A 13,571-nucleotide genomic window follows, 5' to 3' on the forward strand; every position below is an offset into this window, starting at 1 on the left:
CTGTGCCTCTGCCGGAACCACGCGTCGCCACTCCCCGCCATATCGGTACAACGTCATCGGACAGGCAAGCTGGGAAGAAGATCAGGATCGAAAGGGCGCGTGAGTGTCGGTAGCAGATGAAGGAACACTAGGGCCTATAGCGAAAGCCGGTGCCCCACACTGAGTCGGAAGATTTCTCGACCACTGCGACGGCGACCGATGAAGTGGCCGGACACCGTCGCGGGCATGCACGGATACGCCCCGCCGCTGTCACACCGACCACCGAACCCCTTCTCTCACAAACACCCCGACGACAGGGCCCACGTCGCCCACACATTGCACACGATCCGCACCTCCGGCGGAGCCTTCAGCAGCCGCCACCGCATCATCGACACCCGAGGGATCACCCGCTCGGTCGTAGTCGTGGGCGATCGCCTCCTCGACGAACACGGCAACACCATCGGCAGTTCCGGCTTCTACAGCGACATCACCGACACCGCCGTCAGCGACCTCACCGCCTTCCGCGGCGCGATCGGGCAAGCCAAAGGCATGCTCGTCTACCGCATCCCCGCCGGCCGCGCCTTCGACGTCCTCGTCTGGCACTCCAACAAACGAACGTCAAACTCCGCGACATCCCCGAACAATTCCTCACCCGAGTAACAACCCCGGCATCGACGTTCCCTCCACCTCAGAGAGACGAGTCACATCGATTCGGCGACTGCGCCATTGGGATCCGGCCGGAGCTCTCCTATCTCTCCTTCTGAACGAGATCGTGGCAGAGCGAGGAAAACCGCCAGCGACACTGTGCCGGATATGTTTACGCCCTCGGTTGGCGCCTGATGAAGTCGGCCATGCCCGGGACTGTGAAGGCGATCCGGCCGTGTTCCGGCGCCCAGATCAGGCCCTTACGAATAGCGGAGTCGCGAACATCGCTGACTCCACTCGAGGTCGATCCCATCAGTTCGGCAACCTTCCCCGATCGGGGTGTGTCCTCGCCTGTAGCAGCTATCGCGACAAGATACCGACGTTCACGTTCCGTGGAACGGTTCCAACGGGATGGGAAGAACCCCTCATCGAGATGACTCCGGCCGACTTCGACAGCAAGTTCGGCATCCTCGAGCTGAAATGGTGTGTCTGGGGCGAGATTCCAGATCGCTTTGCCGTACTCCTGCAGGAAGTACGGGTAGCCACCGCTGGCTGTGACCAGGAGCGCCAGCGCCTCCTCCGTGAAGTCGCCGCCGTGGCGGCGGACAGGGATCCGCAATGCATCGGCAGCGGCTTCTCGATCAAGTGGCCCTATCGTGTTGTAGAGGAACTGCCTCTCGGCATAGGAGCGGTTCTCCGCCAACGTCGCCGGCAGATTCGGCAGGCCGGCTCCGATCAAGAAAAACGGCCATTCCCGCTGGCTCGCCCGATGCTGGACCGCCAGCAATGCCGACAGCAGGTCCGTGTCGAGATCTTGCATCTCGTCGATGAACAACCCGAAGGCACCGCCCCGCGGCTTGAGTGCCGCGGTGATCGCCTCGACGAGCTCCTCGATGTCGAGGTCGATGTCTCCGCTCGCTGCCGCGGGCTGCGCCGCTCCGACCTTCACCGTCGCCGGTCCGAGCCCGACTTGCAGGGAGAACCCCCGAGCAAGGTCGATCAGTGGGTCGATGACCTGTTGAAGTTTGTGCTTGCGGCTGTAGCGGCGCAGGCCGACCGTCAGCTCTTGCGAAAGCTTCGCGCGGACCGCTGCGGTGCCGGAGGCATTAGGTCGTGCTTCGATACCGATCGTCAACCATTCATGCCGATCAGCATGCTCGGCAAGGGTATTCAACAGGGTCGTCTTACCCACTCCCCTCAGTCCCGACAAGATCATGCCGCGGTCGTAGTTACGGCGCTTGCTCCGCGCCACGAGGAGATCGAAGGCCGCGAGCTGCTTGTCTCGGCCTTCGAGCGCCGGAGGGCGGAGGCCCGATCCAGGCTTGAACGGGTTCAGCTCCAGGTCCATATCGGAAACTATAGCAATTTATGGCCAAGATTCCATATACGACGATAGGTTCAGATACCTGTCTAGACCCTGAAACCAAGCCATCACCCACGACCGACGTAGCGTTGTTCTGCACACCTGAGTACGCAGGAAGTTTGCTTGGTAGCTTCAAGAACCTGCCCGAGGGGACAGTCGGTGGGACCGAAATGACCGACAAACCTGCGGCTTGGATCCATGCGCAGGAAGTTCGCAGATCCGCATCGGCACGCCGGGTGCGTCGGTTGTAGTCACGATGAATCATCAGTCTCAGCGCCGTGATCGTTGCCCGTTTGCGGCCTTGAGGCGGTGCCCGCCCGATCTGCTCGCAGGCCGCGGTCAGCCGCGACCACATCTGAGATAGCGGATCGTCATCGGGTAGCGGGGCTACCCACTGCTGAGTCCGGGCCGATGCGATGAACGGCCACGTCGGCTGAAGAAAGCAGCCCAGCACCCACCCCACCCCTTCGAGACGTGCACCGATTCCAGTCATCACTGTGGCATCGAAATACGTTCTTGCGCAGTAGCATTCGTCAGTATCGCCGCCGTATCCGACATGACCTTCCGTCGGCGCCGCCGCCGACGGCCCCAGGTGTGCACCATTCTCTGACTGCAGTCATCACCCGACCAAGGTCGAACGGGCGATTGCCCGGGTTCCGAAACGATCTCCAGGGTAACCGCGCTCACCGATACCCCCAGGTCGTCCGATACCGCGATTGTCTGCGAGCTGTACCTGTCAGGTCGTACGCTTTACAGATTTCCCAAGTCTGGCACCATGGACCCTCGCGCGGTTCTTGCCCTCGAGCTCGGCGATCCGCTTCGGAGCTCCCTCGCGGCGCGAAGAGGTCGCCATGTCACCGAGGCCGGCTTTCGATGGATGCCACATCCTGCGGCGTGGAAGTTGTCATGTGCGCCCCTCCCTGGCAGGGGATGCCCAGTAGCAGGACAGCCACACGCATTGGAAAATCAACTTCCCGCGGCGCATAGTCGCAACGCGGATTCTGGGGATATTCGATTGCGCCGGTCGGGGGAACCGATCATGCTCCTACGACCCCGGCCACTACCACGCGATTTCTCGCGAGGTCGGTCATCTGTCGACCGACGGAAGATTCAAATGCTCCCGCAGCGTCGAGGCCGTGTACTCGGTTCGGTAGACACCACGTTCCTGCAGCGCCGGAACAAGCTTGTCGACAAGGTCATTCACTGAATCGAGAAGATGATAGGGGTTGACGTTGAAACCGTCGACGACGCGATGTCGAACCCAGTAGGCCCATTGATCGGCGATGGAGCTTGCGGTGCCTGCCTGGTATCGCGAACTCGGCACTACCTCGAGGACAAGTTGGCGGATCGACAAATTCTTTTCAGCAGCAAGCGCACGCCAGCGTGCAATCTGGTCGAGCTTGCCGGTTCTGTCTGCAATCGACAATGTTCCTCTCGACGGGTCCAGTTCGCCGTCCACCGGTTCGATGTCCGGTAGTGGGCCGTCGGGATCGTAGGCCGAGAGGTCCTGCCCCCAATAGTGTTCGAGAAATGCGATCGAACGCTGCGGGTTGTAGGCGCTTTCGCGGAGCCACGTGGCCTTCTCCTGCGCGTCTTTCTCTGTGTCCCCGATGATTACCGTGACGCCGGGGAGTATCCGGAGTGAGTCCGGTGAGCGACCGTAGGCGGCGAGCCTGGTTCTCAAGTCACGGGCATAGGCCACCGCGGCGTCGAACTCGTGGTTGGCGGAGAACACGACGTCCGCGTGGCGCGCGGCGAGGTCCCGACCACCTGCCGAGTCGCCGGCCTGAAACAGCACCGGACATCCCTGCCGACTCGACGGAACCGTCGGAATCGCCCGGGCTTTCAGAAGGTCCGAATCACGTTCGACTACGGCTGGCCCTGGCGCGCTGAGCCAGTTCGGTGCATCACTGCTTGTTGCGACGTCGGACTGCGACCATGCCGACCAGTACTCTTTGGCTACCTCGACGACATCGGTGGCTCGTTCGTATCGCCTCTCGTGTTCGAGCCATCCTCCCACTCTGAAGTTTTCACCCGTCCACGCATTGTCGGTGGTCACGATGTTCCACCCGGCTCGCCCGTCCGAGAGGATGTCGAGGCTCGCAAGGCGGCGGGCAAGATCGATCGGCAGACTGTAGGTGGTGTTTTGCGTTGCTACGAGGCCGATTCGACTCGTAGCACCCGCCAGTGCCGACAATTGTGTGATCGCATCGGGGCGCCCCGCTATGTCCGTCGAGAGCACAGCGCCGCGATTTTCGCGGACTCGCTGCCCGTCACCGAGGAAAAATGCGTCGAACAGGCCACGTTCGAGGGTGTGAGCGACGTGCAAAAATGTGTCCGCGGAAACCTGGTCTGCGGCTTTGGGGTCTTCCCACACTGTCTGAGGCCCGATGCCGGGATAGAAGACGCCGAGGTGAACATGTGCATCGTCGTCGTACGGGGCGCCGGTGTCCGGAATGGTCATCAGCAATGCTCCTAGTTGCTCGTGGCGGTTGCGTAGCGATTGACGGGCCGGGCCAGCCCGAGGGTTTCGCGCAGTGTCGAACCCGGACGAGGCGCATGGTGCACACCTGAGTCCGCGAGGACTGGAAGAACCTTGTCGACAAATACGGTCAGATCGGTGGTCGCCACGGCCGGATGAAGGCGTACGCCGTCGACGATGCCTGCCAGACTTCGGAGTACGTCCACAAACTGCGCCGGCGATCCCACGAAACGGAGATGTCCTGTCTCCACCCATTCAGTGTGCGCGTCGAGTCTTGCCAGGCGCGATTGTGCAGTGTCCGCGTCGGAATCGAAGACGACGTCGATCTCGGCGAACGTCAGCGGTGTCCCCTGCGCCCGTGCAACCGCCTCGATCGCTGCGACATCGGGACCGGAGACCAATGCAACATCGAGCAGATCCGAGATTCCGAGATCTGTGTCGCCCAGCACCACAACCTGCCCCTGCGGCGGGCGGGGCGTGATCAGCGGACCGACGACGCTGAAGAACTCCCCGGAGAATCGGACGTGATGCACCTTGTCCGGATCGAGGTAACGGCCCGTGGCGACATCCCGGACGACGGCATCGTCCTCCCACGAATCCCACAATCGGCGAGCAACTTCGACGACTTCGCGCACCTCGCGCGGCGCACTGTCCACCTCACGGGGGTTGTACCCAACCGCAACATTCGCTTCTGGCGAGTTGTCGCCGCCGACTACCCAGCCGGCACGGCCGCGGGAAGCATGATCGAGACTTGCCAACTGCGTTGCCAAGTGGAACGGCTCGGTCGTCAATGTCTGCACGGTCGGCGCCAATCCGACAGATCCCGTCGTCGCCGCCAGGTAGGCGGCCCTGGTGCCGGCGTCGAGGCGCCCGATCGGTCCCCCTCCGTCTTCGGGAACGATGCGATCGGCGAGCGTGACCAGCGCGAATCCGCCACGCTCGGCTACGCCGACAAGACTCCGAAGAATCTTCGGTGACAGCACTTCGGACGGGGCATGACCCCACTCGCGCCACGCAGCCGGATGGCTGCCTGCACCGTCGATTTCGACTGCCAGATGAAGTGAATTGCCCGTAGCGGCCACGACGAGAAGACCTTTCGACACAAGTGCGGATGCGCACGAATGCCCGACATCTCGGACTACTCGCGCGCTTGCGGAATCGGGGGTCGATTCCGCCGGGTCGTCACCTGGAGCACCCCGCCGCGCTGGAGGGTTGCCGACCAGCAAGCCAGGGCTCGATGCTGGTACTCATAACCGTGAACACGACAATATCACGCATCGATTCACCAATCGTACACTGCCACAGCATCTTCCGATCTATAGCGCACCATCGACAAAACTCGAAGCATTTCACTCGAGGTGATTCCACGTTTCGGCTGCGCTGCACTCTGAGGGAAAGCCCCGGGCCGACGCCGCCGACTGAAAGTGAACGGCCCGGTCCAGCAGTGCTTTTCCCTGCCTCACTACCGCAGAACGCTCCGTCGTCGAGTTCTCGATCACGCTCTAACAACAGGACCCGTGCCGCCACACGAGTCGCTCTATCGACAACTCGACGCCATGCCTACCCCGGGCCAGCGTTTTGACGAATCCCGACGGACAGATTCAGCTCTCGGCGCGGGAAACCGCCGCAGCACACCCAGTCGCGGTCCTCGTGGTCGCCCCGTTAAAGTTCGCCACGTTGAACGTACGACAAGCTCCACACCGACAGATTGCGCATCGCTGCCGCGCTCGTCACTCGTCGTGAACTCCCGGCCACTCCCACGGCTCGCGGAGACGAAGTACTACCTCAGCGAGGTGAGATCACCGATCAACGTGGACGGCGCCTGAACAGCTACGACCAGCGCGTAACACCTACTGACAGCTTGTACTCGAGTCGGATGAACCATCCGATAGCTCCCGGTAAAGCCTAGCTCACACCGTGGCCCTCGAACGGGCATAACGAAGTAGTATCTCGAGTGCGCGCCTTCAGCCTTGCTGGGTCCGGGCGATACGCGGCCCACCGGTAGCTGCCACCACGAGATCAGTGGGCCGTCCTGTTCTGCGCGCCGCACTCCGTGGTGGTTCCCCGGTGCGCACGGCCCACCGGGGCAACACTCACATGGCGAACCGGTGGGCCACCCGAACTCTCATCGGATAAAGTTCTCTGACAGTGGAAAAGGCGATCATTGATGACGAACAGCGCTTATCGCACGCAGTGCCGACGCTGCAAAACCATCGTCTACGACGGAAAGTGGATATCCCCGGCCGAACGGCTCGGTCTGCACAGAGAGCACCGCGGCATGTGTCCGGCTGACGTGATCCCCATCCAAGGACCCCGGCGGGATCTCCCCACGTGTCAGCTGGAAATACCCGGCGAATCTGCATCCAGCACAGTGCAAACAGGGTGACATCGAGAATGAGAACGTCGACACCCCCACCGTGACAGGAATATTCGAGATGAAAATTTCGCGCGGCTACGGCGGCGTTTTTTCAGCCCCATCGGCCCCTATCTGCGTGTCGTCGGAGTTGCCCCACCCGAAGGTGTAGGCCGTCGGACCTTCCACCAGCAAAAGGAAGGTAGCTCTCATCCGTGACTGTCTGATACCTGACAAAGACTGGTATGCGAAGTGACCTGACCGCAAGTTCTCGATGGCAGCATTACCGGACTCCGCACTCAGCTATGGCCGGTGCCCACCGGCCCAACACCCGCAGTCACCGTGGGGAACCACACCGCATCAGTTCTCGGCGCTCTCTGGGCAGATAAGTCGCTGCGGTGCGAGAGCGCGGTCACCGTGAACCCGACGGAAGCATGGCTTTAGAGGACCTGGTACCAAACGCCTTACCGATGTTCGGCGCCCTACTGCGGCGGGCCACGTGGCGCAGTGCCAGCGGCAGCGCTCGTTGCTCGGGTACACCTGCCCTGGCAACCGGGCGGCTGACGCTCCGCGGGTCCGCCGAGACCGCCGGCGATGACCAACATTCCGCCGATCGGCATTCGGGACCGAATCTTGCCTACCCAGGTGTTCCAGTTCGGCGCCGCCGGCCAGCACGACCACTTTCGAAAGGGCCTAGCAGGGTCATGTAATCGGGTAGAGATGGCCCGCGAGGCCTTCTGCCGCGTCACGACGATCTCTTGCCATGTTCCTGGCCCCACCTTAAGTTTCCGACCCGCAAATCGTGGTTCGCTGTCACAGCAGAACACGATTGAATATCACTGCCTTGGCGACGCAACCGTCCGAATCCAACGCAGGAACGGCTCGAGTTCGCGAGCCGCCTGGTACCCGACATCAGTGATGTTCATACGTCACGGCCGGCGGTGAGGCCGGTTCCACAGTGCGATGGACGAGTCCGTCGACTTCGAAGGTCCGCACGGTTTGGGTGAGCATCTTGTCGCTGACACCCTCGATGTTCGCACGCAGTTGATAAAAGCGGTGAGGTCCAGCACCGAGCGTCGTCAGGACGAGAACCCCCACTTCGCGGTGATGTGATCCAACATCACCCGACCCGGGCAGTCCCGTCTGAGGAGTTCTCGCGCATTCAACGTCATTCCGGAAACTTACTCGTAGTTAGCTTCGCACCAAATTGTGGCTCCTTACGAAAACGCCAAACACTGAACCAGTATGAGCGGAGGCGAACCATCAAAGACGTCGTCATCATTTCGGGTGCAGGCCGGCGAATCGGCGCGACGACCGCACACACGCTCGGCCGCCGCGGTGCCCGCGTGATCATCAACTACCGCTCGGACGCCGAATCGGCGAACACCGTGACAACAGTGGCACCCGGAGCGGTGAACACCGCTGCCACCTCCCGAATCCTCACCCCAACCTGAGGGCGCGTTGGCGCAACATTCCACGCTGAACCGCGTCACCAAACCCCAGGACGTCGCCGAGTTGGTGACACTCGTACTCGACCGCGCGATGACTCTCGCCCCTGGAAGTGTGTTACGCGCCGACGGCGGCCACCGGTTACTCGCCGGTGGTCCTGTCGCACCACGATGAAGGACCCGAAATTCACTCCGGCTAATGCTTCTCGAAAATTTCCTTTTAGTGCTTACTCCTGCCGCTCAGAGCGGCGCGTCGACCGATTCCGAACGCCCCCGAGCTCCGTGGCGTTCTCGACGCCCTACATCGACAACAAGACTGTCCCGTGTTCGCCGAATACGCCACCGAAATGCTCCCGCCTACCTGCTGGCTGCGAGACCGAATACATGGCCTCGGCTGACTCCGCGTAGTACACAGATGCGCGAACGTCGACAAGGTCGGGCTCGGGCAAACTGTCTGGTCGTCGTCGCGATAGTGGCGATTGCCTTTCGGGGCGATCAGGCTTGGCTTATTATCGTGGACACAACCGCATATTCCTTGGGACAAGCGAAGTTCCGCGCTCCGGCAAGCTGGACGATGTTCATACAGGTGACCTCATCGATGCGACTGAGGCGTCAATCTCACCAGCTGAACCAGGGGCCCACGTCCCTGCCGACCACGTTCGTCGTCAAGCTCCCAATCTCACGCTCACACCGGAACCGGCACGGTCACCGCCACACGCGCTGATCCATCAGGCAACTCGGCGCCAGATCGATGCGGGCCAGGGTTTCGATGGGCCCCGAAGGGCAGGCCAAATCTCTCTCGCAGCGTTGGTGCTGTGTACTCACGCTGGAACAGACCACGCGATTGCAGAATGGGGACGACCAGGGTCGCGAAGTTCTCGAAGTCGACGGCGGTATCCGCAGGCATGATGGTGAAACCATCCGCCGTTCCGGCCTCAAACCAGGCCTGAAGATCATCGGCAACTTGCTCCGCCGAGCCCACCACGAGGCGATGTCCCGATCCGCCCGCCCCGCGCGCGACCAGCTCGCGCGGTGTCAGTGGACGCTCGCGGATCAGGGCACGCGTCGACACGCTGAATCCGGTCGAGAATGCGCTGGCCGGAATCTCTTCCGGCAAATCGGCTTCGGAGATCACGTCGTCTGGACCGAACGAGCCTTCGGGTAAGCCCAGATTCGCTAGCAGCACCGCAGTCAGTCGATCGATCGGCAATGTCGCATACAGTTCCTTTTCTCGTGCCCGCGCCTGCGCCTCCGTTGCCGAAACCAGCACAACCACTCCGAGTGAAATCTTCACGTCGTCTTCACGGCGACCGGCAAGGACGGCCCGACGGCGGATGTCATCGCGAAACTCCGCCGCTTTCGATTGCGTCTGTGCCACTGTGAACACGACATCGGCGAAATCTCCGGCCAGCTTCAACCCACCCTCTGATCCGCCGGCTTGCACCAACACCGGACGCCCTTGCGGCCCCGGCGGGACCGGAAGCGGACCGGCCACCGAAAAGAACTCCCCGACATGGTCGCTGGAGCGAATTTTGGAGACATCTGCGTAGTGACCCGACTTCTTGTCCGCAACAAGCCAATCCGGTTTCCAGCTGTCCCACAGGCTGGTCACGACCTCGAGAAACTCCCACGCCCTACGATAGCGAGTCTCTTTGTCCGGGTGCTCGGACAACCCGAAGTTCGCGGCCGCGGCCGGTGTCCCGGTGGTCACGATATTGACGGCGGCTCGGCCTTTGGTGACATGGTCGAGTGCTTGAAATCGGCGGGCCAAGTTGTACGGCGAGTTATAGGTCGTCGAACTGGTAATTACGACACCAAGGTTCTTGGTGATCGCCGCCAGATGGCCGAGTAGCACCAGCGGATCGATTCCGGTTCCAGGTGCCTCTTCGATCTCGCCGCGCAACGCTGGCCCATCGCCGAGGAAGACGGCGTCGATCTTGGCCACTTCTGCGATCTGAGCGAGCCGCACAAAATGATCGATATCGAGATAGGCCAGTGGATCAGCGTGCGGTAACCGCCACGCGTGCCGGAAATGACCCGGCGTCATGAGGGACAAGTTCAGGTGCAATCCAGTCATCGCAGAAGTCTCACAATCGGGTTATGAAGGGACGGACGCAGCGGCCGATCGCCAGCCCAGCAAAGGGGCCAGCTCCCGGGCGCTGGTTTCGAGCAATCGGAGATGTTCGTCCCGGTCTGGCACGCCGGGAACAAAGCTCACCAGCAAATCGGTGATGTCACGCAGTGTCGGGTCGGCGGCAAGTTCAGCTGCCAGTGTCTCGCTGGGTCCGATCAGTGCGTTGTCAGCCGCGAGATAGTCCTCGACGCTCTGGCTGCGGGTCTGTTTTCCCGACGTGCTCCAACTCTGCCAACGCTGCACACCTGGGGTCACCAATCGTGTTGCCGCTTCCCGATCCGGATGTGGATACACCGCGCGCGACACCTGTACCCGTGGCGAGCGCACGGGATCATTCCAGGCGCCGCGGTAGCTGTCGATCCACGTTGCCTGTCGTTCCTGTGCCTCTCGCGCGCTCCCACCCCGCCACGTGGTTGCCCTGGACAACTGCAAGCCGTCGCCGGCGCGAGCTGCTGCTCTGGCCGCATCGTGAGCGTGCGTGGGTTCACTCGTCGTGGCCTGCCACAATCGATCCCGTACGCCGTGACCAGGTGGGTACAGGACCTCCCCGGCACTGTTGAGAGACTTCCCCTCGAGTGCTCCGTGCAGTCGGTCGATCGACTCGTCAACCAACCGCTGTTTGTCTGAGAGATCTCGCCCGAACGCTTCCCAGGCCCCCGGGAAAGGCCCTGAACCCAGGCCCAACTCCAACCGCCCATTACTGATCACATCAAGCGTCGCAGCGTCCTCGGCAACCTTCAACGGATCCTCGAGGGGAAGCACCAATACCCCGGTGCCCAAACGAATCCTGCTTGTGTGCTGGGCGATCGCCGCAAGTGTCACCAGCGGGGCCGAGATATGTTCATTGCCCTGACGGAAATGACGCTGGATCACCCACCCGGAGTCGTAGCCCAATTCCTCAGCGGCAACGAACAATTCGATCGCCTCGCGGTAGGCCTGCGCTGGTGACAGATCCCGGTCCAGATGGAGCAGGAAATTGAGCCGGAACGGTCGTCCGTCCTCGATGCCCGCGCCGATCGGCGCTGCGACAGACGTCATCTCAGAGGTTCAGCCCGGTGCCGTGAACACCGTGCTCTTCGATGATGGCGAGTTCCTCGTCGGTCAACTCCGGAAAGCTCAGTGCCTGCAGATTGTGGTCGAGCTGCCACGTCGAGCTGGCCCCCACCAACGCCGACGTGACCGCGGGCTGCCGCAAAACCCATTGAAGCGCCAACTGCGCCAACGACTGTCCACGCGATTCCGCCAGTTTGTTGAGCTCGGACGCACGCTGCCGATAGGTGTCGGTGAGGACATCGGGACTGAGGAACGTGCTGTTGACTGCCCGGGCATCAGCCGGGATGGTCTCCAGGTACTTGTTCGTGAGCAAGCCTTGAGCCAGCGGCGAATACACGACCAGACCGAAGCCGTCCTCTTGCGCCAGCTCGAGCAATCCGTTCTGTTCGATGCGCCGATCGAAGATCGAGTACCGCGGCTGGTGGATGAGCAGTGGAACACCAGCCTCGCGCAGTAACACTGCGGCCTCGTGCGCACGTTCGGGGAGATAGTTCGAGAGTCCTACGTACAGGGCCTTACCCTGCTGCACCGCCGACACAAGTGCTCCGACAGTCTCTTCGAGGGGAGTCGACAGATCCGGGCTGTGGCTGTAGAAGATATCCACGTAGTCCGTGCCGAAGTCACGCAGGCTGTGATCGAGCGAGGCCAGAAGGGACTTGCGAGAGCCGCCCTTGAGGTACGGGCTGGGTCCTATCGCGTTCCCCGCCTTGGTCGACAGGATGATCTCGTCCCGGTAGGACGCCAAGTCCTTCGCCAGAACCCTCCCGAAGTTCTGTTGCGCAGCGCGGTGCGGCGGGCCGTACCGGTCCGCATTGTCGAAATGGGTGATCCCCAGATCGAAAGCGTGCAGGATGATCTCCCGCTGCGTCTCGTACGCGTAATCGGTACCGAACTTCTGCCACAGCCCGAAAGAGAACGCCGGAAGATCGAGCCCGGACGCACCGCTTCTGCGGTACGGAATCTTGGTGTAGCGCTCGGCATCAGCAGTGTAGGTGGTTTCGAAAGTGCCATAGCTCATGAGTGTGAATGTCTTTCGGTAGTTTTCGACAAGTCAGCGGTGGTCGCGGCGAAGCTCGGCCGGGGTCAACGACGGAGTGTCTCGCCCGGTGTCTCGCTCGGAGAATTGTGTACCCGGGTCGACGATCTCATCGATGCGATCCAGGATCTGATCGCTCAGCTGCACCGCCGCGGCCTTCACATACGCTTCGAGATGTTCTTGCGTTCGGGGGCCGATGATGACACTGCTGATCGCCGGATGATTGAGGGCAAATCCGATCGACAGATCGACGAGTGTGAGTCCGTTGTCCTCCGCAAGCTGGGCAAGTGCATCAGCTGCCACCAGTTTGCGTTGGTTGCGCTCGGCACTCACGTCGAAGCGACCCGGGATCAGTTCGGCACGAGCCGATTCCGGTTGCTGCGCGCCCAGCCGATACTTGCCGGACAACCACCCGGCGGCAAGCGGGCCGTAGGAGAGGACGCCAACACCGTACTTCCTCACCACTGGGAACACCTCACGCTCGACGCCACGCACCAGCAGCGAGTAAGGGAGCTGCTCGGTGTGAGGGGCGACAAGACCGTACTTCTCGGCAAGCCAATGGGCTTCGACCTGTAGATGTGCCGGAAACGCGGAGGTTCCGTAGTACCGGATCTTGCCCTGACGGATCAGGTCGTTGAGTGACTGCAACGTCTCGAGCAGGCTCGTATCCGGATCTGGGCGATGTGCCTGATAGAGATCGATGTAATCGGTACGCAGCCTGCGCAAGCTGTCCTCGACCGCCCGCGTGATCCAGCGGCGTGAATTGCCCGCGTGACGAGGGTCGGTCCCGATCTGGCCGTGGAACTTCGTCGCGAGGAACACGTCGTCGCGCCGACCGGTGAGCGCTTTCCCGACAATCTCCTCGGAAACACCCTGGGCGTACACGTCCGCGGTGTCGATAGCCGAGACACCGAGATCCAGAGCGGACGAAATGATCCGAAGGCTCTCCCCTTCCTCTTGCCAGCGGCCGAAGTTCATCGTCCCGAGCGTCAGTGGAGTGATCCGGACACCGGTTCGGCCGAGTATGCGGTCAACCTCGATGGTCATTGATTTCCTTTCACATGAATGGTGCTGTGCA

Annotated in this window: 10 protein-coding genes and 1 riboswitch; of the genes, 2 read left to right on the forward strand and 8 right to left on the reverse strand. The window is 61.9% G+C overall.

Features of this window, described 5'->3' with window-relative positions; translation table 11 throughout:
- Positions 1-198 precede the first annotated feature (198 nt).
- A complete protein-coding gene (locus H7C86_RS31925) occupies positions 199-639 on the forward strand; it encodes a hypothetical protein (protein WP_182262985.1) in 441 nt (146 codons plus the stop codon).
- Between the two features lie 157 nt (positions 640-796).
- On the opposite strand, the gene H7C86_RS31930 is transcribed toward H7C86_RS31925, so the two are convergent.
- The 4 genes from H7C86_RS31930 to H7C86_RS38030 form a co-directional block, all read right to left on the reverse strand.
- The gene (locus H7C86_RS31930; protein WP_182262986.1) at positions 797-1,972 is read right to left on the reverse strand and encodes an ATP-binding protein; all 1,176 of its coding nucleotides are present in this window, start codon (positions 1,970-1,972) and stop codon (positions 797-799) included.
- 1,102 nt (positions 1,973-3,074) lie between these two features.
- Complete coding sequence (locus H7C86_RS31935; RefSeq protein WP_182262987.1) at positions 3,075-4,451, reverse strand: NtaA/DmoA family FMN-dependent monooxygenase; 1,377 nt, start codon at positions 4,449-4,451, stop codon at positions 3,075-3,077.
- A gap of 11 nt (positions 4,452-4,462) precedes the next feature.
- Positions 4,463-5,551, reverse strand: a complete 1,089-nt coding sequence (locus H7C86_RS31940) for an LLM class flavin-dependent oxidoreductase (protein WP_182262988.1) — start codon at positions 5,549-5,551, stop codon at positions 4,463-4,465.
- A gap of 59 nt (positions 5,552-5,610) precedes the next feature.
- A riboswitch (SAM riboswitch) is annotated at positions 5,611-5,724 on the reverse strand.
- A gap of 2,010 nt (positions 5,725-7,734) precedes the next feature.
- Complete coding sequence (locus H7C86_RS38030) at positions 7,735-7,920, reverse strand: helix-turn-helix domain-containing protein (protein WP_220463490.1); 186 nt, start codon at positions 7,918-7,920, stop codon at positions 7,735-7,737.
- A 363-nt stretch (positions 7,921-8,283) separates the two neighbouring features.
- On the opposite strand from H7C86_RS38030, the gene H7C86_RS31950 reads away from it, so the two are divergent.
- Positions 8,284-8,445 (forward strand): hypothetical protein, encoded by a 162-nt coding sequence (locus H7C86_RS31950; protein WP_182262989.1) that lies wholly within the window; start codon positions 8,284-8,286, stop codon positions 8,443-8,445.
- A 510-nt stretch (positions 8,446-8,955) separates the two neighbouring features.
- Here H7C86_RS31950 and H7C86_RS31955 read toward each other — a convergent pair.
- The 4 genes from H7C86_RS31955 to H7C86_RS31970 are packed head-to-tail and all read right to left on the reverse strand — an operon-like array spanning position 8,956 to position 13,540.
- Entirely contained in the window at positions 8,956-10,347 is a 1,392-nt protein-coding gene (locus H7C86_RS31955) for an NtaA/DmoA family FMN-dependent monooxygenase (protein ID WP_182262990.1), read from the reverse strand.
- Positions 10,348-10,368: 21 nt separating this feature from the next.
- On the reverse strand, positions 10,369-11,442 hold the full coding sequence (locus H7C86_RS31960) for an LLM class flavin-dependent oxidoreductase (RefSeq protein WP_182262991.1): 1,074 nt from the start codon (positions 11,440-11,442) through the stop codon (positions 10,369-10,371).
- A 1-nt stretch (position 11,443) separates the two neighbouring features.
- Positions 11,444-12,475: an aldo/keto reductase gene (locus H7C86_RS31965; protein ID WP_182262992.1), complete on the reverse strand. Its 1,032-nt coding sequence runs from the start codon at positions 12,473-12,475 to the stop codon at positions 11,444-11,446.
- Positions 12,476-12,508: 33 nt separating this feature from the next.
- Positions 12,509-13,540 carry an aldo/keto reductase gene (locus H7C86_RS31970; RefSeq protein ID WP_182262993.1) on the reverse strand — a complete coding sequence of 344 codons (1,032 nt, stop codon included), beginning with the start codon at positions 13,538-13,540 and terminating at the stop codon, positions 12,509-12,511.
- Positions 13,541-13,571 lie beyond the last annotated feature (31 nt).

It is taken from the genome of Rhodococcus sp. UFZ-B548 (genome assembly GCF_903819475.1).
GTDB classification, from domain to species: Bacteria; Actinomycetota; Actinomycetes; order Mycobacteriales; family Mycobacteriaceae; genus Rhodococcus_F; species Rhodococcus_F erythropolis.

Excerpts from the sequence above, each read along its gene's own strand:
- H7C86_RS31965 (WP_182262992.1), bottom strand. The coding sequence starts at position 12,475 with ATGAGCTATGGCACTTTCGAAACCACCTACACTGCTGATGCCGAGCGC.
- H7C86_RS31970 (WP_182262993.1), bottom strand. The coding sequence starts at position 13,540 with ATGACCATCGAGGTTGACCGCATACTCGGCCGAACCGGTGTCCGGATC.
- H7C86_RS31935 (WP_182262987.1), bottom strand. The coding sequence starts at position 4,451 with ATGACCATTCCGGACACCGGCGCCCCGTACGACGACGATGCACATGTT.
- H7C86_RS31960 (WP_182262991.1), bottom strand. The coding sequence starts at position 11,442 with ATGACGTCTGTCGCAGCGCCGATCGGCGCGGGCATCGAGGACGGACGA.
- H7C86_RS31955 (WP_182262990.1), bottom strand. The coding sequence starts at position 10,347 with ATGACTGGATTGCACCTGAACTTGTCCCTCATGACGCCGGGTCATTTC.
- H7C86_RS31930 (WP_182262986.1), bottom strand. The coding sequence starts at position 1,972 with ATGGACCTGGAGCTGAACCCGTTCAAGCCTGGATCGGGCCTCCGCCCT.
- H7C86_RS31925 (WP_182262985.1), top strand. The coding sequence starts at position 199 with ATGAAGTGGCCGGACACCGTCGCGGGCATGCACGGATACGCCCCGCCG.